16 protein-coding genes are annotated in these 23,976 nt (G+C 48.2%); 11 read left to right on the top strand and 5 right to left on the bottom strand.

Features of this window, described 5'->3' with window-relative positions:
* The 3 genes from AC4IE7_RS01420 to pyk all read left to right on the top strand — a co-directional run.
* Positions 1-2,515: hypothetical protein (locus tag AC4IE7_RS01420; RefSeq protein ID WP_490775017.1), on the top strand; the 2,515-nt coding region annotated here is incomplete at its 5' end.
* Positions 2,516-2,935: 420 nt separating this feature from the next.
* Positions 2,936-3,706, top strand: coding sequence for an alpha/beta hydrolase (locus AC4IE7_RS01415; protein WP_490775016.1), 771 nt, complete (start codon positions 2,936-2,938; stop codon positions 3,704-3,706).
* A 393-nt stretch (positions 3,707-4,099) separates the two neighbouring features.
* Positions 4,100-5,530, top strand: coding sequence for a pyruvate kinase (gene pyk / locus AC4IE7_RS01410; RefSeq protein ID WP_490775015.1), 1,431 nt, complete (start codon positions 4,100-4,102; stop codon positions 5,528-5,530).
* A 59-nt stretch (positions 5,531-5,589) separates the two neighbouring features.
* Here pyk and AC4IE7_RS01405 read toward each other — a convergent pair whose 3' ends face one another.
* From AC4IE7_RS01405 to AC4IE7_RS01395, 3 genes are read right to left on the bottom strand one after another with little or no spacing between them, the layout of a single operon-like run.
* Positions 5,590-6,876 (bottom strand): FCSD flavin-binding domain-containing protein, encoded by a 1,287-nt coding sequence (locus AC4IE7_RS01405; RefSeq protein WP_490775014.1) that lies wholly within the window; start codon positions 6,874-6,876, stop codon positions 5,590-5,592.
* Between the two features lie 23 nt (positions 6,877-6,899).
* Positions 6,900-7,478, bottom strand: coding sequence for a c-type cytochrome (locus AC4IE7_RS01400; protein ID WP_490775013.1), 579 nt, complete (start codon positions 7,476-7,478; stop codon positions 6,900-6,902).
* Between the two features lie 29 nt (positions 7,479-7,507).
* The gene (locus tag AC4IE7_RS01395; RefSeq protein WP_490775012.1) at positions 7,508-9,490 is read right to left on the bottom strand and encodes a cytochrome C; all 1,983 of its coding nucleotides are present in this window, start codon (positions 9,488-9,490) and stop codon (positions 7,508-7,510) included.
* Between the two features lie 1,270 nt (positions 9,491-10,760).
* Here AC4IE7_RS01395 and AC4IE7_RS01390 point away from each other — a divergent pair.
* Both AC4IE7_RS01390 and AC4IE7_RS01385 read left to right on the top strand, forming a co-directional pair.
* Positions 10,761-11,732 carry a putative metal-binding motif-containing protein gene (locus AC4IE7_RS01390; protein WP_490775011.1) on the top strand — a complete coding sequence of 324 codons (972 nt, stop codon included), beginning with the start codon at positions 10,761-10,763 and terminating at the stop codon, positions 11,730-11,732.
* A 324-nt stretch (positions 11,733-12,056) separates the two neighbouring features.
* The gene (locus AC4IE7_RS01385) at positions 12,057-13,733 is read left to right on the top strand and encodes a DUF4382 domain-containing protein (RefSeq protein WP_490775010.1); all 1,677 of its coding nucleotides are present in this window, start codon (positions 12,057-12,059) and stop codon (positions 13,731-13,733) included.
* A gap of 337 nt (positions 13,734-14,070) precedes the next feature.
* On the opposite strand, the gene AC4IE7_RS01380 is transcribed toward AC4IE7_RS01385, so the two are convergent.
* Both AC4IE7_RS01380 and AC4IE7_RS01375 read right to left on the bottom strand, forming a co-directional pair.
* On the bottom strand, positions 14,071-14,844 hold the full coding sequence (locus tag AC4IE7_RS01380; protein WP_490775009.1) for a polysaccharide deacetylase family protein: 774 nt from the start codon (positions 14,842-14,844) through the stop codon (positions 14,071-14,073).
* Positions 14,844-16,670 (bottom strand): HAD-IIIC family phosphatase, encoded by a 1,827-nt coding sequence (locus AC4IE7_RS01375; RefSeq protein WP_490775008.1) that lies wholly within the window; start codon positions 16,668-16,670, stop codon positions 14,844-14,846. Before AC4IE7_RS01375 ends, AC4IE7_RS01380 begins: the two co-directional genes overlap by 1 nt.
* Before the next feature lie 987 nt (positions 16,671-17,657).
* Between AC4IE7_RS01375 and AC4IE7_RS01370 the strand changes: the two genes are divergently transcribed.
* The 6 genes from AC4IE7_RS01370 (at position 17,658) to AC4IE7_RS01345 (ending at position 23,976) form a co-directional block, all read left to right on the top strand.
* Entirely contained in the window at positions 17,658-18,125 is a 468-nt protein-coding gene (locus AC4IE7_RS01370) for a DUF302 domain-containing protein (protein WP_490775007.1), read from the top strand.
* A gap of 252 nt (positions 18,126-18,377) precedes the next feature.
* Positions 18,378-19,670, top strand: coding sequence for a BPSS1780 family membrane protein (locus AC4IE7_RS01365; protein ID WP_490775006.1), 1,293 nt, complete (start codon positions 18,378-18,380; stop codon positions 19,668-19,670).
* Between the two features lie 15 nt (positions 19,671-19,685).
* Positions 19,686-20,387 carry an RDD family protein gene (locus tag AC4IE7_RS01360; RefSeq protein WP_490775005.1) on the top strand — a complete coding sequence of 234 codons (702 nt, stop codon included), beginning with the start codon at positions 19,686-19,688 and terminating at the stop codon, positions 20,385-20,387.
* Positions 20,387-21,376: a stage II sporulation protein M gene (locus AC4IE7_RS01355; protein ID WP_490775004.1), complete on the top strand. Its 990-nt coding sequence runs from the start codon at positions 20,387-20,389 to the stop codon at positions 21,374-21,376. Before AC4IE7_RS01360 ends, AC4IE7_RS01355 begins: the two co-directional genes overlap by 1 nt.
* Positions 21,363-22,841 (top strand): DUF4129 domain-containing protein, encoded by a 1,479-nt coding sequence (locus AC4IE7_RS01350; RefSeq protein WP_490775003.1) that lies wholly within the window; start codon positions 21,363-21,365, stop codon positions 22,839-22,841. Before AC4IE7_RS01355 ends, AC4IE7_RS01350 begins: the two co-directional genes overlap by 14 nt.
* Entirely contained in the window at positions 22,831-23,976 is a 1,146-nt protein-coding gene (locus AC4IE7_RS01345; protein WP_490775002.1) for a DUF4350 domain-containing protein, read from the top strand. The genes AC4IE7_RS01350 and AC4IE7_RS01345 overlap by 11 nt, the downstream gene beginning before the upstream one ends.

Genomic DNA, 23,976 nt, shown 5'->3' with positions numbered 1-23,976 from the left:
GCCAGTACCAGATGTACCTGAGCTAACCATAGAAGCCGCACCCGGTGCAGCTGTCGATGCTAATGGCAACCCAATCCTCGACGAGAACGGTAATCCTTCCGATGCACTGGTGATCACTCGCACGGGTCCAACTGATCAGCCACTGGTTGTAACCCTGAGCAGCAATGACGAAGGTGAAGCCACCGTTCCTGCCACTGTAACCATCCCGGCAGGTGAGACCTCCGTAGTGGTTCCTGTCACTCCAGTTGATGATGACATTGTCGATGGAACGCAGTACCCAACCATCACCGCGACGGCACCGGGCTTTGATCCAGTTACCCAGGATGTTGCGGTCAATGATGATGATGAGCCAGATGTACCTGAGCTGACAATAGAAGCTGCACCCGGTGCAGCAGTTGATGCCAATGGCAACCCGATCGTTGATGAAAATGGTAATCCAGTTGATGCCCTAGTGATCACGCGTACTGGTCCAACTGATCAGCCACTGGTTGTAACCCTGAGCAGCGATGATGAAGGTGAAGCGTCAGTGCCTGCCACTGTAACCATCCCTGCAGGAGCGACTTCTGTGACGGTTCCGGTTACTCCGGTTGACGATGACATTGTCGATGGAACGCAGTACCCAACCATCACGGCGACGGCTCCAGGCTTTGATCCGGTTACCCAGGATGTTGCTGTTAATGACGATGATGTGCCAGTACCAGATGTACCTGAGTTGACCATCGCTCCGACTCCCTGCGTGAACGTCGACGCCAATGGTAACCCGATCCTTGACGAGAACGGTGATCCAGAGCAAGCATTGATGATCATCCGCACTGGTCCTACGGATCAGTCGCTGGTGGTAACCTTAAGCAGTAATGATGAAGGTGAAGCAACCGTTCCGGCCACTGTAACCATCCCAGCTGGCCAGAGCTACGTAATAGTTCCAGTCACTCCAGTTGACGATGACATTGTCGATGGTACTCAGTACCCGACCATCACCGCATCTGCGCCGGGCTTTGATCCGGTAACCCAAGATGTTGCTGTTAATGATGACGATGTACCTGAGCTGACCATCGCTCCGACTCCGTGCGTGAACGTCGACGCCAATGGTAACCCGATCTTTGACGAGAACGGTGATCCAGAGCAAGCATTGATGATCACCCGCACTGGCCCTACGGATCAGCCGTTAACCGTAACCCTGAGCAGCGATGACGAAAGTGAAGCCACCGTACCTGTCACTGTAACCATCCCGGTGGGTGAGACTTCTGTAACAGTTCCGGTCGCTCCGGTTGACGATGAGATTGTCGATGGTACTCAGTACCCGACCATCACCGCATCTGCACCGGGTTTTGATCCGGTTACCCAGGATGTTGCTGTCAATGATGATGATGCGGTAAATGAAGCTCCTCATTTCACGAATGTTGAGGATGGTGATAATTTTTATATACCGGAAAACACCACCTTTGTGATTGATGCTGATGCGTGTGATGCGGATGGCGATACACTGACTTTCTCGATCGCGGACGGTGAAGATGCTGACCGATTCACCATTAACCAGACAACGGGTGAGTTAAGCTTCGACGCACCGGACTATGAAGGTGAGACCTGTGTCGATGATGTCGTCACGCACCGGTGTGACGTGGATGGTCACAGTGATCACGATGACAGGCATAGCCACGATGACAGGCATAGCCACGATGACAGGCATAGCCACGATGATAGACATAGTCACGATGATAGACATAGTCACGATGACAGGCATAGCCACGATGATATCACCTGTGTCAGTGACGACGAGTATGAGGTGACAATTCGTGTTGAAGACGGAAATGGTGGTTCTGATGAGGTCGATCTTCTCTTTAATGTCACTGATGCGGATGAAGGTTCTGGCTGTCTTGTCAACGACACCGAGGGTAACGATGATGTGATGAGTCATGATTACACGGATAGGCATGGAGACCATGCCAATATCTGTAATGACACAGTGAACCGCACCGCGGGTAGTGATTTTATGGATGGTGACGACGGAACGGATACTTTCTTCCTCTCAGGTTCTGTATCGGATTACGATGTGGAACTCGATGACAATGGCGACTTAGTGATCTCCGACAGTGACGGTAATAGTTCAACCATTACCAACTTTGAATATGTTCAAAGTGATGACGGAGAAACTTACTCCATTGCCGATATCATCGCTTATGCAAGTAAACCTAATGACGATGATGACGATAACCATGAACTGCATGAAAGTTGTGGCACGTTTGATGGCTTGGACAGTAACGACATACTTCATCATGAAGGTTCGGAATCTGACTGCGATATCGCTTGCGACCAGGATGATAGTGTTGTAGTGCGTCATGATCACGGAAATCACACCACACACTTCAATATCGAGGAACATGATATGGGTTGCAGAACCCCCGATATGGACCACATTGGTGACTATGTGAACTTGGTTGGTGCGCATAACATCGACACCCACGACTCTGGCTACTCTACCTATGGCAGCAGTGATCAGGATCAGGCCCTATGTTAACCATTCTGGCTGAAAGGTAAGGAGCATCAGGGGTCGGAGTCGAGAGCTCCCATATCGTGAGTCGCCTCGAAAAAACACTAGCGCTTTATTCTGGTAGTCCAGTCCGTTCTGGTCCGACTCCGACCCCGTGAAGTACAGCCTTGAATGGGCAAATGTAGACATCCTTGGAATATCCATATTTGTCCATGAACTCGAATCCATACTCACGAATTCAGTACGAATTGATGTGGGCATCACAAATTCACAACGAGTTCATCTTCTTCCTGGTCTTGGCAAACTGTTGGGTCGGCGCTATTGTTCGCTTGAACTGTTTTTCTATATTACGCTTGCCAGGTTATATGACCAGATTCAGACGGGTGAAGAAGTGCTATGCGACAATTACCTTTACAGTTTAAATCAGCTGATTGTTTGTTCCGGATTTTGGCCCTGGTCCTAGCGACTACCCTGCTATCGGCTTGTAGTGTCTTTGGGCCAGTCCCTGACCGAATGGGGCGGCAATTGATCGAGGGTAGTCAAAAAAACAGCGAAGTCCTGATCATTCTTCTACCTGGCATACTCAGTGATTCCCAAGACATGCTGAATAGGGGAGTGGATAAAGCGATCCATCGTGGCTGGCCTGAACCCGACATATTGATGGCCGACCTGACCATGAATTTCTACCGTAAAGGTGCAGCCACCAAACGCCTGCATGATGAGATCGTGGCACCGGCTAGACAACAGGGCTATTCGGAGATTTGGCTTGCTGGTGGTTCCATGGGTGGCTTGGGTACTATGATGTACGAATGGCATCATCCCGGAGAGTTGGATGGATTAGTGCTGATCTCACCCTACCTGGGTGGTGACGAAGTGACCGACACCATTCGTGAGGCAGGCGGTCTGAAATCATGGGATTCTGGTGAACGCACGATGGTTATGCAAAGTGACAACTACGATCGGTTAGTTTGGCAAATGGCACAAGACTGGATCGGAGATGAGACAAAATTGCAGCGAGTTTGGCTGATGTGCGGTGATGAGGATCGGCTCTATCCAAACGCCGAGCTGCTTGGAGCCATCCTGCCGGAAGAGCACTACTTTCCAGGGCCTGGGGATCATAGTTGGGACTACTGGATACCTAACATGGAAATATTCTTTCGCACTGTGGCTGAATCACGTCAAACGAGACTTTCAAAGTTGAAAGCAACAAACCAGTAACCATCTGGATAATGTTGAGCCATAGAGAAGCTATTGGTTATAACTTAGTTGGGCTTATAGAGCAGGGTAAGATCGGCAGCCATGAGGGCTGTTTCAGTATTTGCTAGAACGATAAGACTGCTATCGGAGAGGCAATTGTATTGTATGCGGTGGTTTCATCGGATTACCGTTTCTCCACACCGGCGGGAGAAAGCTATCAACTATATCCGCCCTGGAACAAAGCCTGTTGTGTTCTCTATTACATCCGAGGAAGTTTGTGGAAATCTGATGTACCTGGTTATGTAGAGTCCAGGAATAGGGTGCAGTTAAATGATTATCCCTGAATCAATAACAAAAGATTCATCAAACCCCCTTAGAATAGTGTGCTCAGGTTTAACTTAAAGAGTACATGCAGTGATAAATCGATCGAACAAAGTTAAGATTATCGGCACCATCGGCCCGGCTTCCGATTCTGAAGAAGTCATGCAACAACTGCTGTTGTCGGGGATGAATATTGCTCGATTGAACTTCTCCCACGGAGATTTTTCCACCCACCAGGAGAACATCCTCAAATTACGCAGGGTGGCTGAGAAAACCGGCAAACGGCTGGCGATCATGGCCGATCTTCCCGGGCCGAAAATGCGTATCGGTGAGATACCCCAGGGGCCGGTTGATCTGCAGATCGGCGACAGGTTGACACTCACCACGAAGGATATTGCAGGTGACGCAGGGCGTGTTTCGGTCAGCCTCAAAGAGCTGCCTAAGATCGTTTCGGTGAATGATAAGCTGTTTCTTAATGATGGTTTGATTTCCCTCAAGGTAGACGCTATTGAGGATACGGAGGTTCATTGCGAAGTGCGTGCTGGTGGGGAGCTCTCCTCGAGAAAAGGTTTGAACCTTCCTGGTATCGATCTGGGATTTGGCGCCTTCACCGAACATGATCGCGAATGCCTGGAATTTGCTTTGCAGGCGGGTGTAGACGCAGTAAGTCAGTCCTTTGTCTCTCATGGAAAGGATATCGAGGATTTACTCGCAGCTGCTAACGAGTGCGGCCGGAGGCCATTCGTTATTGCGAAAATCGAGCGTTTGGAAGCGCTTGATAATCTGGACTCCATTCTGGACGTATCTGATGGGCTGATGGTGGCCCGCGGGGACCTGGGCGTTGAGATCCCTATCTCAAGAATGGCTGTGGTGCAGAAAGAGTTGATGGATAAAGCCAACCAGCTGGGCAAACCGGTGATCACTGCCACTCAGATGCTTGAGTCGATGACGGAGCATCGCAGACCGACACGGGCGGAAGCTACGGACGTCGCCAACGCCATTCTGGATGGTACAGATGTGGTCATGCTTTCAGCCGAATCCGCCATGGGCCGCTATCCGGTGGAGGCGGTGAAAATGCTTGTCGAAATAGCCGTCGATACCGAGCCGAGCCGAAACCTGATTATTCGTGAGGAGCGTATGCGTCGCAATCATGATGTTCAGCCCACAGACCTGATTGCCCATTGTGTCCAACAGGCAGTTGTGAAGCTGAATCCGGTTGCAGTGATGGTTCCCACTCGCTCAGGCGCCTCGGCGCGGAACATAACCCGTTATCGCCTGCCGGTCTGGATCAACGCTTTTAGTACTGACGAAACCACTTGCCAGGCACTGCAGTTTTCCTATGGGGTGCAACCAATCAAAGTGGAAAATGATTTACGTGACTGGGGGCCTTTTATCTGCCATTGGTTGCATCAACAAGGCTTCGACAGTGGCCGTGCCGTTCTTACCCAAGGGCCTTCCCCAGAGAATCCAGGTGCCAGTTATAATCTTCAGATCGCCGATATCTCTTCCTGCCGGATTGAATAACAGCTGAGTATTTGGGATGGCGCCAATGAGCTGGGGGGAACGGAGCTCCCCCCGAATAGTCACATCATCATGTCATCAATCAGATTTTTGAACCAACTGTGGGCATAGCTTACTTCGCGTTTGCGTTGCAGGTCAGAAGCGTCCATGGGGGAAAGGCCTCCGGCACCCTTGATCGGCAGGATGGTGTTGTTCTCCTTGTCCAGGGAGTAGACCGCGGCAACGGAGATACCGTGCTCCTCGCCAAGAATACTGTAGCAGGTGTTGACGAAGGTGGGATCTGAAGGCTCGATACCGTTGAAATGAGAGACGATGGCCGCTGCTGCAACCTTTGCCTGGGAATTGGCGGCATAGGCAGATTTAGGCATCTTCGCGGCACTGGAGGCATCTCCCAATACATAGATACCTTTGTGCAAGCTGGACTCAAAGGTCAGCTTGTTCACCGGACACCAATCACCCTCAGTGAGATTCGATGCGAAGGCGACCTTGCCGGCCTTCTGAGGAGGAATGATGTTGATTACGTCACCTTTGAACTCCTCAATTTCTGCCTGCAAAGTGCGGGTCGAGGGATCGAGTTCTTCGACGGTGCCACCACCGGCCGCACCTACCCATTCGATCATGCTGTTGTCAGTACCGAAACCGTAGAGCTTGCTCCACCCTTGTTCAAATAATCCCTGTTTGGAAAATTTATCTTTGGGGTCGAGGATTAGAATCTTCGCCTTGGGCTTATGGTGCTTACAATACATGGCAATCTGTGCCGCACGTTCGTATGGTCCTGGTGGGCATTTGTAAGGATTTGGTGGGGCCACAATAATAACCTTGCCACCCTCTGGCATGGATTCAATCTGTTTGCGCAGAGTTACGGTTTGCGGACCGGCGAACCAGGCATGGGGAATCTCTTCGGCTACTGATTCGTCATACCCTTCAATGGCATCCCATTTGAAGTCAACGCCGGGTGAGACCACACAGGCGTCATAAGCGAACTGTTGGCCGCCTTCCGTAACCACCTGCTTTTTATCAGGCTCGATAGCGCTGACCCGGTCGATAACCACTTTGACTCCGTGACGGCGCAGTCCCTCGTAATCGAAGGTGAGGGATTCCAGGGTACGATCACCGCTGAGAATCTCATTACTCATAAAACAGGATGAGTAGGCCTTTTTGGTTTCGAGCAGGGTGACTTCGATATTCGAATTTAATTTGCGCAGGTATTTGGCTGCGGTGCAGCCACCTACACCACCTCCAACAATCACAACTTTTGGGTTAGCTGCCAGTGCAAGCTGCGGCAGGCTGAACGAAGCGCCGGCCAGGGTGGCGAATCGGATGAAGTCTCTACGATTGATATCACTCATATTCTTTTTACCTGTCCTGGGAATCAGTGTTGGCTGCCGTAATAGTGAATCAGAGCCTGTATAGCTTGATCACCTTCTGCCTCAATGGCGGCGTCTACCTTGCGTTTCATCTTTCTGGGGTAGTCGCGACGTCCAGCAATGAAGTCCTCCATGGAGTTGTGCAGGTAGGGTATCCACTGTCCTGCCAGGGTACCGGCATCACCCGGTTTGCCTCCATCTTCATGGCACTTTTCACAATACTTGTCGTGTAATACAGCACCTAGCTTGGCCATCTCAGCATCGTGCTGTTGTGGGCTAAGTTGTAGTGGCTGTTTAGCAAAAAACCAGGCCATGCTTTTGATCTGCTCTTCGTTATAGCCTTTAGCAATGCGATTCATGATGGTGGAGTTACGTTCGTCGTACTTGTAACCCTCCATGGCATCGATGAACACCTCTGGATCCATTGCAGCAATGGAGGGGCTGGATGGGCCGACGCTGGAGCCGTCAGTACCATGACAACCGGCACAGGTGAATGCCAAGGCCTGCCCAGTGGGATCGGCCATGAGCGTCGAGGGTAACAATGCCACTATACCCAGAAGGAGATTGCGAACTTTTCTATTCATAATGTCTTCTCTCAATTTTACCGGGTATATCAACTTGGCGAGGTCATCAGACCAATCAGCACCAGGGTGAGCAAGCCAAGGCCTGCCATGATCAGTACAGTGGTGATAAACGAGGCCGCCAGCTCAGCACGACGGGAAGGCCGTCTGACCAGGTAATTGTTTATCTCACCAGTGGCAGCGAGACGTTCGTACTCTTCACGGTGGTCGTGACGGAACTCCTCAAATGGGATCGCACCGGTGAAAATAGTGGTACTCATCGGGAATCGCTCAGGCCTGAAGTGCACATTGAAGAAGTGAACTGAGTTGAGGAATATGGCAGCCAGCAGTGCCTCCTCAGCGTGGACCAGGGTAGCGATATTGAACATCCAGCCCGGCAAAATAAGAGCGGTCTTCTCTGGTGCGAAGAGCATGATACCGGAAGTACCGATTACAGCCGCGCCCCAGAAGGGTGCCCAATAGTCAAACTTCTGCCAGTAGGTCCAATGGGAGAACTCAGGGCGCTCACCCTTTCCAAGGAACCATCTGAACATGCCCTTCAGATCCCGCCAATCCTTCATATTGGGGATCATGGAGGTGCTGCCGAACCATTCGAAGTCTTTACGTTTGCGAATGATATTTGTGACGGCTATCGTCAGATGGGTGAGGAATATACCCAACCAGATCACAGCGGCGGTGCGGTGGATGATGCCTTCCATTTCAGTACCGCCAAGGAACACCACCACCGCCTTGGCCCAACCGGTATGGGCAAACAGCAGCGTGGTGCCGGTCAGGATCAGAGTCATGGTGGAGATGGCGAACAGGCCATGTATCCAGCGCCAGACGACAGGGAAGCGGCGGAAGTAGACAATATCAGGCTTGTCCAGATCTTCAATAAAGCCTTTGCCTGCCATACGGTCAGCTACCTCGCGGTAGAGCCAAAGCACCACATGTACCCAGAAGAAGGCCATCACGGAGAAAATAAGAATCTGCATGAAGAGTTTGAAGAACCAGAGGCCCGGATAGTTTGCTCTGTCATCTGCGTCGCCGTGGGGCCAGAAGGTCAGGAAGTTCTCATTGGCGTCCTCATGACAGACCCGGCAGTTCTCCAGTCGGTTGTTGGCATGAATCTCTGAAGTCGGATCATCTTCGCCCTTGATCTTGTGGCTGCCGTGGCAGTCATGACATTTGGCTGTATTGGTATATCCGAGGCGATGAACCTGGCCGTGATAAGAATCGAAATAGGTGCGCTGAGCCTCTTCATGACACTCACCACAATTCTTTGTAATTGCCAGTTTTGCCTTGTCGGTTTCAGGGGCGTCTATGGCATGGGTGGTGTGACAATCGGAACATACCGCTGAGTCGCTGTCACTTTTCTCCAGTACCGCCTCGCCATGTACAGAATTGCGGTAATCAGCCAGCTGATCCTCATGACATTTGCCGCAGACTTCAGGGTTTTTAAGGCGCTTCTCGGCACGTTGTATGCTGCCGAGTTCTCCAACATTGTGGGCCTCGTGGCAGTCGTAACATGTGGCATTGGTGCGAGATTGATCCAGTGAGTTTGGCTGAGCATGGATAGAATCCATGTAGTAGTCGATCTGCTCGTTGACGATCTTCAGACGCTTATGCTTTTCGTCGGGGTCGTCTTTATACTCTTCCCAGGTATCTTTGTGGCAGTCGACGCAGCCTACAATAACTGCGGGTGCCTCACGATGGGGCACGCGTTCGATGGTGATGTGACAGCTATTACAGTGCAGTTCACCATGCACACTCTCTTCAATTTGTTTGCTGTGTACAAAGATAGTGACCTTGCTGCCATCATCACGCACATCAGACTTTTCGTTCTCGTCGCCATGACAAGTCAGGCAGCGTTCGTTGGGGATAATGCGTTTACCAGTTTCGGGATCGAAGCCGTGCGGAATCTCTTCTCCCAGTATGGTTAAGGCGGGTGTGGGGGCGGCCTGAACAGTTTGAATACTTATCAAAATGAACAAGGGCACCAGCCAGGCACTGTACCTGGTAAAATTTTTCCACATGTTGTTCTTCCCCTTGGATGTAATTTTTATTTTAAAAACGCGCTGCTGATACTTCCTTGCGGGTGCGTACATTTGACTGTAATGCTAATACGGAATAGTGCCCGGTTTTGATATTGCTCAGGTAAATATCCCGCGATGAGAAAATACATATCCAAAACATAGTATTGGTATAAACATTCAATCCGTAGGGTAGAATATCAATGTGGTTGATATATATCAATGCATTGTTTTTAAAGTACATTTTAAATTATTCTTATATTGGTATGAAGTAATTATGTGAGATATATCAATGATTTATTGAAAATTGATCTATCTTTCAACGATTGCAACTGGGTGCTCAGTTACTACAGGGCCACCATTTTTGCCATATAGCCAGACAAATTCTCAACATCCTGATCCTCCTGGATTGGTATCCAGCTTTAAGACTTTGCGTTGCTCGGCGTGGGGTCTCTTGCCTGCTCCTGCTTAGTTTATCCCGCTGATAACAGATGCCCTCAGCATATCCTGGATATCCGGGTATCTGATCAGTAAATGCTGTGCTGCTCCATTTACGCCTGCTTCTGGAGGAAAAGGAGAGTTAACAGGGGAAACTGAGATAATCCAGGTAGAAGATTTTTTACCCGAAGAGGATTCATGCATCTGCATCCTGGGTGAGAGTGAAAAAAGATCTGAGAAGAATCTAAATTTTTGCAGATCAATTAGGTGTTAGAGAGCATGATAAAGACCAAAGTAAAATAACAGGTCATTGATGAGCTGATATTCATTAAAAAAAGGTCGCAACTGTCTATAAAAAAATCAACTCTATATCATCGTTTAAATGCAAAGAAAGATTCAAATGTCTTTCTGTGAGTATTTGACACTATCTACAAAAAAAATATTTGATCGATATTTAATTTCCGCTTAGTGGACTAATTAACAAAACCGATTGATTGTGTGAAGTTGTTTGGAATTATTGATGACTGGGATTATTCTCCCAAGGGTTGTGTGAGTGATATCACAGATGCATTCCTATCTTAGCGACACTATCTATTCCGCTTGGCTGGCCTTAATAAAGCGTTTTTTAAGACGTGATTTCTTGTGATCACGATCTGCTTTATTGACCTCATTTAAGCGAAAAGGATTGGTGATCCATTTCAGTTCTGGATGCGCCATTAAAAAAATTAACGGAATGAGAGATTGATATATGATTCGTAACAAACATAGATTTAAGTTGCTCGTTTTGAGCACATCCCTTCTTGCTGGAGCTCAACAGGCAAGTGCTTTTTCTTCCATGACAGATACTATTGTCGAATACTGCAACAGCAATGGCTACGATCTACTGCAGTCATATCAGGATGACAGCTGTAAAGCATGCCATTCTGATAATGATGCGAAGTCGGCCTATTCAGCAGGTGACTATGAGTTTTTCTGCCCGCCACCTGTTACACCAACTTGTACTGATTCAGATGAGGATGGCTTTTATGCTGAAGGTGAAAGTTGTGGTACCGCAGCTGACTTTAATGACGGCGATGCCTCTGCCTATCCTGGCGCAACTGAAATTTGCACCGATGGTGTTGATAATGATGGAAACGGCCTGACCGATGCAGCAGATCCAAATGCGGTAGATTGTCCTGTTGAATGTACTGACATGGATGGTGATGGCTACTCAATTGATGGTGGCTCTTGTGGTGCGATTGACTGTAATGACAGCGATCCTGCAATTAATCCAGGCGCGACAGAAATCTGTAGCGATAATGTTGATAACAACTGTAACGGACTTACAGATACTGCAGATGTGAATGCAGTTGATTGTCCTGTTGACTGTACTGATGTTGATGGCGATGGTTACAGCATTGAAGGTGGTAGCTGTGGTGCAGTGGATTGTGATGATAACAATTTCGATGTCAATCCTGGTGCCTTAGAGGTCTGCGATGATGGCGTGGATAATAACTGTAACGCCCTGGTAGACAGTGCTGATGGTGTATGTCAGAGCGAGAATGATGATGAGAGTGACGAGGATGACAAACCATGGTGGAGAGAACATCCAAGACATAAGCATGATCATGACCGTAATTGCGAAAATCGTGAAGATAGTAATTCAGATAATGACGAGTCTAAAGACGATGATGAATCTGAGGATGACGAGTCAAAAGATGAAGATGAGTCTGACGATGACGAGTCTAAAGATGATGAATATTCCAGTGATGATGATCGGAATAGATGGAACTCTTGGCGTCCACGCAGAGACCGTCATGATGACTAAGGAGTAGTTCTGCTTGGTTTCACCCTAAGCGGGAAAAATCGGGGGCTTCGGCCCCCTTTTTTATGACTGGACTACACTGTTTGTTTATTTTGTTCAGTAAATTGTGACCTTTACAGGTCACTATAGAGTATAGCTGATGCTCTTTTAACCAAGTATTGGATTTTCTGTTTGAGCTTGATGGTTTGTAAATTATCTTTATATTTCAATGTGATAAATCACTGGCGGGATAAAAAACATTTCTCAAAAAATGCGAGTCGCTGCTCAGAAAATTATCTGTTTAATGGTAATATATTCCCAAAGTGCACAAATAAGGTGATATGAACGATGCGTCTCTATACCCAAATCAGCTCTAAATTCATTGCTGTTCTACTGGTAGCTATCTTAATCTCATGTGGCGGCGGTGGTAGTTCCGATAGTACCTCAACAAATGATACAACGACCGGTAGTGCGGAGCGTACAGGTACAGTCGGCGTATTATTGACTGATAAACCAGCTGACCCCTCAATATTTGTATCAATCAATGCAGTCATTGAGCGGATTGAATTATTGGGTTCTGAAGAAGCTGATCCAGTTGTGCTCTACTCAGATGAGGCACAGACAGTTGATCTGCTCAGATTGAGAAACGAATCGATTCCTTTCACATTTCGTGACGATGTTCCTGTAGGTCGTTACTGTAAGATCCGCCTGATTTTAAGTGACCTGGAACTGGTGCTGGCTGATGATACGCCAGACGACATCACAGATAATGAGACCTTCCATCCAAATTTGCCGGGCACTGGCAAGCTTGATCTGCTTGCGAGAGACTGTTTCAGTGTCGATGAGGGCAATGTTATTACTGTCCAGGTTGATCTGGATGCCAGAAGCTCTATACACATCGTTGAAAATGGTCGGGGTTACAACTTCAGGCCTGTGGTTTTTGTTGATGTGTTGGAAGCCGGCTTTGAAAGTAAGCTGGTTCGCCTGCAAGGTGAAATCAGTGAAGTCATGCCTGAGGAGAACGCATTATTGCTGTGTGGTGCTCTACCCGTTCAACAATCTGACAGTATGGAATGCGTCACTGTGGAGTTGGGTGACGATAGTGCATATTTTGACAACATAAATTACCAAGGAGCACCTCGTCCACTGACTGAACTTCTGCTGGAAACGATGGTGGGCCAGCAGGTGGTCGTGATAGGTAAGCCTGATCATGATGTGGAGCCTCAACGGGATGCAAATATACCTCCCGGACATCTGCCACCACAGGGTGAGTGTCGTCTATGGGAATTGGGTTTGGCGCCAGGGCAACAGTCTGCTCCCGGTGATTGTGAGTTACTGGAAGATGAAGAGACCGATGATAGAGTTTTGGTTGATCATGACGGGGTGGTAGGGCAGCGTTATCATCCGCTGATGGAGGTAGAAGCTCTGGTTGTAGAGTTAGGAGAATTTCTGCAGTTGGAAGGAAGTGTTAACCGCACTGCAGATAGTGTCGGATTTGGTATGACTGTATCTGAAGGTGAGGGTGTAGTTGCTGATGCATCACTTGATGTAGTCTTCCAGGCAGGAGAGTCGACCGTCAATGGTACAAGGATTCTCTCAAAAACCGGAGATTTACTTGACTATGCTGAGATAGCTGAGTTGCGTCAGGTTCAGGTTGATGGCGTATTAGATTCAACAGGATCTGAAGATCTACTCAATGCTGCTTTGGTAGTTGTTGACACAGAATCAGAGACAGAATTCGATGAGAGTGACCATATCAGCGGTACGGTGCTATCTGTTGGAAGCAACAGTTTTAACCTTGAGCCTATAGAAGATACGGTATGTGGCCTGGCTACGACAGACCTACATGTCACACTGGATGATGAAGTGGAGATTCTAACGGTTGTAATCACTGATACGGTGAGTGAGGTTTCTCAGAATGGTGTCTTAGAGGCTGGGCAGCGTGTTGATATCGATGGCAACTGTAGTACAGAAGGGTACTTAGCTGAGACAGTAACAATCATTGATGATCAAACTGCATTGTAATTATAGAAACCATCGAGAACTGAAGTTAGGGATCTCATTGGTCTAATAAGTGTTATTCCTCGTTAGAATTGTAGGGTGGGGCCATGCCCCACCATAATAAGCTGGGAAATAGTCTGAAGTTGCTAAAAAAATTTATTCAAGTTCTACAGTTATTATCTACTCCAGTCGTGAATATCTAACCCCTTTTGGTGGGGCATGGCCCCACCCTACGCGGGACGCATGGTTTGTTTTTAAATATCATCTGGAAGTAGGGGGGTAACCATATTTCCATATGGCGTGTTTCTACAGGACGACTAAACCAGTATCTGGCCCCTGCTCGATACTTGAGTGATCTCTTTTAGGTGTTGCTGACAATATCATAAGCATCCGCAATAGGTAGAATGCGTGCGCCACTATTCACTGCTTGCCCAAGTACCCAATCGAGCTGCTCTGGGGTGCAGTCATATGCTCCAGGATTGCCATCAACACCATGCGTATATAGGACAAGCCACCCACCCTGTCTAACTGTTGTGCTGATGAGTTCAGCCATAGAGGATCTATTGAAGCTGGGATTGTAGATGCTGGTTGCTCTGAGTAAATAGAGGTCGCTCGGATCAGTATTGATGCCCGGTCTCGAACTGCGCATGGTTTTGTAGTGTTTTGATAGTAGCTTTTTAGCCTTGAAGCTAACCAGTCCGAAAGGGTAGGAAAAGTGCTGGATCGGTTTTCCTTCTATCCAGGAACTGAGTGTGTTGATGTTCTGTTCAGCATCACGCTCCATCTCTTCAGCGCTCCCCTGATCGAGTCTGTAGTGACTGTAAGTGTGGCAGGCAATGTCATGTCCTGACTGGTGTAGCTGTTCGACATTTGAGCGGTTTAGAAAACGTTCTGCTGAATCGGTTTCTGAATCTATTAAATCCTCAGGGGAGGCGAGTCCGGTTGCAATATAAAAGGTTGCTTTAATCGAGTGTTTATCCAGAATGGCAAGACCATTTTTTAAAGCACTGTAGGGGACATCATCAAAAGTAACGCTGATGATAGCCTGATTGAGTTTAATTTTGCGGGTGTCGTTGATGAAAGATTGGTATACCCGTGTTTTTATCTCTTGAAGTGCTTTCAGGAGGAGAGACATCAGTTGCCGCTCCATATGACCTTGATGACGCCATCATCGGGAATGGGTTTGGCGAGGTCATAGGCAAAAGTTGTCAGGTTGTCCTGCTTCTCTTTGATGGAGAAGTTCATGTCAGTAAAGACAGTAGCCGCTTTTTTGTTTCGATCACTCTCTTTATAAAGAGCAGTCAGATGTGAGTGATCTTGCTTTTTGTAGTACGACAATAGAAATGAGATAAAGGCATGTTCAACACGTTTTGACTGCACACGACAGCTGAACATCAAGTCGATAAGCTGGGCATTCCGGTTGTTGACTATGGCGAATCCAATGGTGCCGTAAATACCATATTTATCATAGCAGTCGATGACAAAAGCATCCTTCTCCTCATTCGCCATAATCTCTTCGATCTGTTCGCGTTGGTAGCGATTACCAGAAAAATTGAGTTGATTCGTACGTTGCACGAGCTCCTGAATTCTCTCGATCTTTTCAATAGTAGCCTGGTCAATATTGAGGGTGATTTCGCAGGATTGAAGGAATGTCAGGTAGTCACCATCAAAAGTTGATAGCTCGTCTTGTCGGGTCTTTTCATATTGGTAGAGTTGTCGTCTGAGGTGTGATTCACTACTGACTCTAGGGTTGAATTCAGGCATTGAGAGTAGTTTGTCGTACTCTAGCGCATCATAGACACGAACATCAGGATTGAGTGATTTGACTTCATCCCGTTCGAATGGCTGGTCATCGATGAAGGCGAAAGTGTTTGCGCCTACGTTAAAATCTTTAATCAATTCTCTGATGTATTGACCTTTCTGTCCCCAACCGATTTTGGGGTAGACCACATAATCCTTGAGTCCTATCTGCTGCAGGAAGTTGAGTGCATCATCTGGATTGTTCTTGCTTACTACCGTATTCAGTATGCCGCGTTTATCCAATTGCTTAATGATCTCTATAATGCCGGGTTTGAGTTTGAGTTTATCTGTGCCGTCCTCAATCAGGATGCCATCCCAAACTGTGTTGTCCAGATCCCATGCGATGACTTTGATGGTGGGGGACTTTTCACTTTGATCTGATTGTCTGGACTCTTCCAGCCAGATGAAAGTCAGCAGGCCGAAGTAGAGGGTGAGTCCTTCAGCTGATTTATCGAGAATATTGGGATTCAGGGTGATATTAAATCTTTTATTCAGATCCAGGCGGGTTGCTATTTTCTCAAACTCAATCGTGATTCTGTTGAATCCAGGTTTCAGTTCTACGAGCTCCTGGTAACCCATGTTGTATTCAGTCTGATCCGTGTTGCTGATGACCAGTGATAGATTGACGCTGTCAGGATTCGGGTTGTATACCTCCATCATGAACTGTTCAGGGTCTCCTGCAGAAGCCTCCTTGAGGAATCCGTTTTTAGTAAGAATTTGTTTAAGTCGGCGTTGGATCCTAGTGGTTATAGATGGCCTGCCTTTGATAGAGATACGTTTATCGGGTATTAAACTGACAAACATATCAAAGGCAGAAACAAATTTTTCGACCCTGGAGGCTGTTGAAAATGGCATCATGTTTAGATTTGCATAGGCCATCAGCTGACCCCAGCGCTTGAATGCGATACCGACGATCTGTCGAGAAGTGCCTTTGATGGGGGATATGCCACCAACAAATCGACGGCATTTGCCATCATCGCGAGGTTCATATAGATCGCAGCTCTGATAGCATTCAGGCATTGCACATTCGGTGCAGTGCTCTTCCCAAGGCAGTACGGTATATCCACGAATCTCCGGATTCCTGGATTGAAACTGCTGTTTGATGTCATCTGGAATGGCATCAGCAGCAAGATTGTCGTGATTGGCTTCCAGTTCAAACATAAATCGGCTCTATATTAAAATTTCAGTATCTGCCTATGCTCCGGCCTAGGCAGTTAATTAATCCTTTGTTCGGCGTTAGTGCCAAATCTGTTAAACAACTTCTCTGCCTGGGTGGCATTGCATCTGTTCAAGTGATCCGGTTCTAACGATCCCAGGAATAAGCTTTAGATCCTTCTTAAAGGTCATCAGGAAATGAGCTTGTCATTGCCGATCATTGTTCTCCTCTCAGATTATACTTGCATAAGTAAAAGATAGAGACAGCGTCTTCTTCCATACAGCAATAAAGGCTATTTCTGAAGCTGTGGGTATCTACTTGGTTCATAATGCTGTAATTGACTATCTGATGAAGAAATAAAGATATCAATGTGCATTGTCACATTCTATCTCCTTACTCTCTCTGTCTAAGCGCCGTGAACTGGGCGAATTGTAACAAACTTTAATCTCCAATTATGGAATTTACCGAGCGGCCCACTAAGCTCAGTCGATGTGTATGATAGCTGAAATCAGCTAAATAGTACTATAATCCTGAGCTGCGAATGATGATATATAGACTGAATATATTTCAAGTGAATAAATCACTATATGCCCCATAGGCAGTCTGCTGTTTGCCCCTATATTTAGTGCCTATACCCAAATAGGGGGGTGCTGTGATTGGGGGATGCCATAGGTGTGCTAATCCGCGGGTTGTCTGCTTGCTGCTTATTTGATCCGATAGGTATACTGACCTTATATCATTGGTCTGCTCGCTCTGAAGATGACTGATTATGGTGCGGGGAGAATAGGTTTCAGCTGTTCGATCATTGTCTCATGCTCTATTCAGGCAGTTTGCACCCCTCACTGCATCGGTTTCAGATATCCAGGTGCTCACTTTTCGTATGTGACAGCCCAGATCCATTGATGGATGAGCCTTTTAAGGATAAATATAACCCCGTGCAATTTGTGGGCTGAGGGGGTTGGCTAACTATTAAATTGAATGATTTGGAGGTTATGATGAAGTTTCTTTGGGTTATCTGCTCACTTCTTCTCAGTTCCAGCCTGGTGTCAGCCTCGGAGATGGGAGGAGGGGATCCAGTGAGTGTCTTCACATCGGAAGAGTCTTTCGAAGATGTGGTGGAAAATGTCAAGATGGCGGTCGTTGATCAGGGGCTACTGGTTAGCGGAACCCTGCATGTCAGTGACATGTTGAATCGAACCGCCTCTGATCTGGGCTTTTCCCAGCTCTTTTTAAAAGCTGAATCGGTGGAGTTCTGCAGCGCTCTGATGTCACATAAAATGGCCCAGGCTGCGCCGGAGAATATCGCAATATGTCCTTTTACCATTGCTGTTTATGTCAAACAGAGTGAACCAGGAAAGGTCTACGCAGCCTATCGTGTCCCTCATCTAATGGGAGATGGAGGGGAGGCGACAAAGGATATCATCAATCTGTTTGAAACTATCCTTGAAGATGCACTTTAGTTAGTGCCTATTCGATTAGTGTTAACAGGCCCTAGTATGACGCACCACACTAGATTGAATTCTGATGTTCAATAGGATTTGAATTCCTCTATTCGGTTAAAATTCAACAATTCAAGGACTTCCACTTCTTGCCGTAATAGAATAATAACCCGGAGACCAGTTGGGTATATTGGGTAATGCATAGGATGAGCCTGAATATCTGCTCAGTAGTAAGTGCTGACAGTTGTTTGGGTATTTTGGAGAACCGTAGGAATGTCAGAAGTTTTTAGAGTTATCTATACTGGAAAGGTAGAGCCTTCAGCAGATCAGGCGCGTCTTGTCGCAATATTCAGTGAAAAATTCAAACTTGGGCAGGAGAAGGCACAAAAGCTGGTTGGCAGCGGTAGAGCGGTTACCTTAAAGAAGGATCTTGATCGGGAAAAAGCACTTAAGTATAGGGAAGCACTTGAAAAGCTTGGCATGGTTATCGAAATAGACCCGGATCCTGATCCCCCACCTGAAGAGCCTTCTTATCCCTCAGAATTGACACTGGAAAGCTTCGGTAGTGGTGATGATGAGACTACTGAGGTTTTGGATCAATCAGAGATACATAGAGAACGCTGTCCAAAGTGTGACTCGGGCAACATGCAGTTAGGCATCTGTCAGAGCTGCGGTATTGTCGCGGCCAAGTATATTGCTGCCCAGGTTCGAGATGGCGATACGGGGGTTAATGACCCTGAAGTGGGTGGGGACGAAAGGGACGACCCATATACCCCTCCTGAAGCCGATCTTGAGGATGAGAGTGATGACGAGATGGTCGGGCCTCGCTCAGTTTCATCGGGCCGCGCATTTGCCTGGATGGTTGGGGGGTGGAGACTCTTTTCAGAGGCACCATGGTCCTGGATGATCACACTGGTGATCTTCGGCATAGTGAATATACTCCTCTCCCTAGTGCCTTTTTTAGGCCCTATTATAGTCTCGGTGTTGGGGCCAGTCTTAATGGCAGGTTTCATGATCGCTTGCAATGAGCAGGATGAGGGCGGTCAATTTTCAATCGGTTATCTGTTTTCTGGTTTCAGTCAGAATGGTGGGCAGAACATTCTGGTTGGCTTATTCTATCTGTTGGCCCTCTTCCTGGTCGGCTTGGGGATGGGGTTTATCTTGGTTGATTCAGTTCAAGACCTTATTGCCCTGGGTGCAGGAGCAGAGGAAGCGGCTGCAAAGCTTCTGACCACACCCATACTGGTTGGTTTAGGCCTGTCTGTGATCGCCATTACTGTTGTTTTGATGGCTTATATTTTCGCACCTGCTCTGGTTGCACTGGATGATCAAAGCGCCTGGAGGGCCATGAAGTTGAGTTTCGTTGGCTGTCTGAAGAATATCCTGCCACTGACACTCTACACTCTATTGGCCTTGTTACTGTTTCTGGCGAATGGGCTGTTTATGTTCTTGTCATCGATCTCTCCGATACTTTCAATGATTCTCTTTGGTATCGGTTTCCTGGTAATATTTCCAATCCAGATCGGAGCGATCTACACTGCCTATAGGGATATCTTTTACGATTGATCAATGGTCTTCGGCATGAAGGAAGGGACTCCTGATTCACCTCTCGATACCCTAAGATGGTATGAAATTCCCGAAGGTGTAATGTTGCAATTCCGGCTTGCAGGCCCGGTTGTACGCGCCTGTGCCTGGGCTATTGATGCCTTGTTAAGATCGGTTATCTATATTGTCCTGGCAGTGATTCTGAGTCTCTTTGGAGGACTGGGCGGGGGCGTGATGCTGATTGGTCTGTTTCTGATCGAGTGGTTCTATCCTGTGGTATTCGAACTGCAGAATGGTGCGACACCTGGCAAACGGGCGATGGGAATCCTGGTGATTCAGGAGAACGGTACCCCGGTTACGCCCAGTGCTTCAGTCATTCGCAACCTACTGCGCAGTGCAGATTTTCTACCCTTTCTCTATGCAGTCGGTTTAATTGCAATGTTGAGTAACAGAGGCTTTCAGCGCCTCGGTGACCTGGCCGCTGGAACGCTGGTTGTCTATCGTGACCAGATAAAGGAGCGGGTTGCCCCATCCAACGCTCCTCCCCTGAAACCACCCTTGAATCTGTCGGAAGATGAACAGTTGGTTTTGTTGAGCTTTGCAGAAAGGGGAGGCGAACTCTCTGAGGAGCGTCGACAGGAGTTGGCAAACTTGATCTCCCAGCAAACCGGCCTGGAGGGGGCTGAAGCTGTAGCTGCCATGACCGCTTATGCAAACTGGATTCTCAAGGGGCGCTGATGAAACAGCAACAGTTTGAGACTGAAAATCTACCTCTGTGGGATGAGGTGGAATCGTTGATGAGCGATCTTCAGCTGAACCGGCATAAGCGACAACTCACCACTGAACAACATCAACGTTTTCCTGCTCTATATCGTCAGATATGCAGCCACTACGCCCTGGCACGCAGTCGAGGGTTCAGTCCTGCTCTGGTGGAGCAGTTACATAGTCTGGTGTTGCGTGGCCATCCACTGCTCTATCGATTCAGGGGGGCATGGCTATGGCGGACGATGCAATTCATCTTTGCAGGATTTCCCACAGCGGTTCGTCGGAACAGCGGTTATTTTGTAGTCTCGCTACTGGCCTTTCTTCTACCCGCAGTGATTATGGGTGTGGCCTGCTATCTCAATGAAGATCTACTCTATACAGTGATGAGCGAGTCGATGGTGGCCCAGATGGAACAGAACTACGATCCTGCCAATGATCGGCCTGGCCGGGCAGCTGAGCGCAGTTCCGAGACAGACTTTATGATGTTTGGCTATTACATAATGAATAACATCGGTATTGGTTTCAGAACTTTCGCAACAGGGATTCTGTTTGGTTTGGGATCACTGTTTCTTCTTATGTTCAATGGTCTGGTGATTGGTGGGGTAGCGGGTCATTTGAGTCGATTGGGTTATCACGATACTTTTTGGCCGTTTGTTTCAGGACATGGCTCGTTTGAATTGACGGCAATCGTTATCAGTGGCGCAGCGGGATTGATATTAGGGCATGCCCTGTTGTCTCCCGGCCAGCAGACACGACTGCAGGCACTGAAAAAAGGGGCGTTTAATGCGCTGCCACTGGTGATGGGGGCTGCAATGATGCTGCTTTTTGCGGCTTTTATCGAGGCATTCTGGTCATCCAGTAGCGTATCAATCTCGATAAAATATAGTGTCGCTGCGTTGCTCTGGAGTTTAGTGGCACTCTATCTGATTTTTACAGGACGTAACGCCCATGGATCTGAATAAGATCGCCATCAGATTGCGCCCACGCAGCAGTTGGGAGGGAATGGATCTGGGCTTCGCTATGGCGCGTGAGTGGTTTCTGAATCTTTGGTTACTGTGGTTGTGTAGTGCTCTGCCGGTGATGCTGCTGTTGACGCTGTTGCCCCTTCCACTGTGGCTTGCAGGGGTGATTATGTGGTGGTTAAAGCCTGCCTATGAGCCGCCTCTACTGTTCTGGATGAGTCGCCGGGTCTTCTCTGAAGAGGTAACCCTTTCTGCTGTTTTCAAAGAGTGGACCCGGATTGTTCTACCGCAGCTGTTTGCATCACTCACCTGGCGAAGGCTTACTCTCTCCCGCTCTTTTTTTATGCCGGTTGTCGTGCTGGAGGGGCTGAAGGGCGCAAGGCGAACAAAGCGCATATCTGTGTTGGGTAAAACCAGTAATGTAAGCGTTTGGTTGACCTCAGTTGGTCTCCATTTTGAGGTGATCCTCCAGTTTGGATTGCTTGGATTGATGTTGGCTCTGATTCCTGAGGATCTGCTCTGGGTCGACTGGCAGAGTTATCTATTCAAGCCCGATCCTGTCAGCGAATGGCTGCACCATCTGTCTGCCTTGGCGGCCATGTCTTTGATTGCGCCATTCTATGTGGCAGCAGGCTTTGGGCTCTATTTGACCCGACGCAGTCAACTCGAGGCCTGGGATCTTGAACTGGGTTTGAGGCAGCTGGCACAACGGCATCCACCTCGACCTGGGGTGGCAGGCAAAGTGGTGGTTGCTTGCCTTGCTCTCTTATTTTCCGGCATGGCTCCGCTTGATAGCAGTCAGGCTATGGAGATAAGTCGAGCCGAATCCCAGTCATTGATTGAGGCGGTTTTAAAGGATGAAGCCTTCGGCCAGGAGAGAGAACGCCACTATTGGAAATATATAGGGGATGATGAAGATTCTCCTGAAGAGTCGGATTCTGCCTTTCTGCAGTGGCTTGAAGATATTGCCGAACATATCGCTGCTTTGGGCGAGTTTCTACTGTGGATCCTGGTTGCTGGCGTGTTGGCTTTCCTTGTCTATTGGTATTTTCAAAATCGAGGGATGCTGGGCATATCTGGTTTTGGAAAACAGAAACGAGGAGAACCACCGCGAGTTGTGGCTGGGCTGGATCTACGTCCGGAATCCCTACCTGATGATCCAGCTTCAACATCAGCACGGTTGATTGAACAAGAGAAGATCAGGGATGGCTTGGGATTACTCTATCGGGCTACCCTGTCGCAGTTGGTGCATGCATATGCCCTGCCAATTCACGAGGGGGCGACGGAAGGTGAATGCCTGACCCAGAGTCAGACTCTTGCTCAGCCAGGGATCAGCAACTATTTTGCTGAATTGACTGCCGCCTGGCAGCAGCTCGCCTATGCACATCATCGGCCTGATAAAGCGCATCTGCTGGAACTGTGTCGCTCTTGGGGTAACCATTTTGAGGTGGATCATGCAGGGTAATCGCATGACCATCACAGTGATAATCGTGTTATCGGCAATGGTTGCTGCTTTAGGCTGGCTCTGGTTCGATAAGAATTTTGAGAAGCGCACTAAGATAGAGCGATCGGCGATGGGTGAAGAGGCGAGAAGGAACCCCTTATTGGCAGCCGAAATATTTCTGAGACGATTGGGTCTGGAAGTTCAGAGCCAGTCAGGAAGAGCCTATCTGATGCAGCCACCTGAGGATGAGGGGCTACTCTTCGTACGTGACCTGGGACCGCCACTGCCTCAGGTTAGTGTGGATAAGTTACTGACCTGGGTGGAGCAGGGTGGACATCTTGTAGCCAGTCCTAGTGGTCAACAGGAAGCGGGAAGGGCAGATCCTCTGCTGCAAAAATTTGGGGTCAGCTTACTCTACCTGGATGAAGAGGAGGAAGAGTTCGATAGGGGAGCTCTTTTCCTGCCTAATCTAAATGAGGGGTTGGAAGTCGATTTTGATCAGCAGAGGTGGTTTGAAATCGATGCAGATTTTGAGGGTGTCAACCCTGTAGTTTCCGATTCGCAATTTCTGGTTTTTCCCTGGGGAGAGGGGCTGGTGACCCTGGTCAGTGATAGTGAGATCTTCACCAATCAGCAGATTTCAAAGTTTGATCATGCCAGATTGATGGCTCATTTTGCACCTGAAAGGGGGCGGGCATGGTTACTCTACAGTGCTCAGATGCCATCACTGTTTACGCTGGTCTGGCAATGGTTTCCCTACCTTGTAGTGACCATTGTTGCGATGATTCTATTGATTGTTTGGCGAATGAGTCGGAGTTCAGGTCCAAAACTGACAGTGGAAGAGACTGCCAGGCGCGATCTGCTGGAACATCTCCTGGCCAGTGGGGAATTTGCCTGGCGAAATGATCAGAAGAGCGGGCTTTTGCAGGGTGCCAGGCATCAGGTGGAGAAGCGCTGGTTGAGTGCCCACCCGGTGCTGCAACAACTCGACCAACAGGCGCGATGTGATTGGATAGCGAAACATACAGGGTTAACCTCGTCAGCCATCTATCAAACGCTCTACCCCAACAAAGGGGATAGTGCTCAATTGATAAAAAATACAGTCAATCTGCAGCGTTTGCTCGCTGCCTTGCATCCGGACAGGAAAGTGAAATAG

The organism is Candidatus Thiodiazotropha sp. AKAK3 (genome assembly GCF_058244645.1).
Note: the sequence above shows the minus strand (reverse complement) of the source record. Positions and strands in the feature narration are given on the sequence as shown.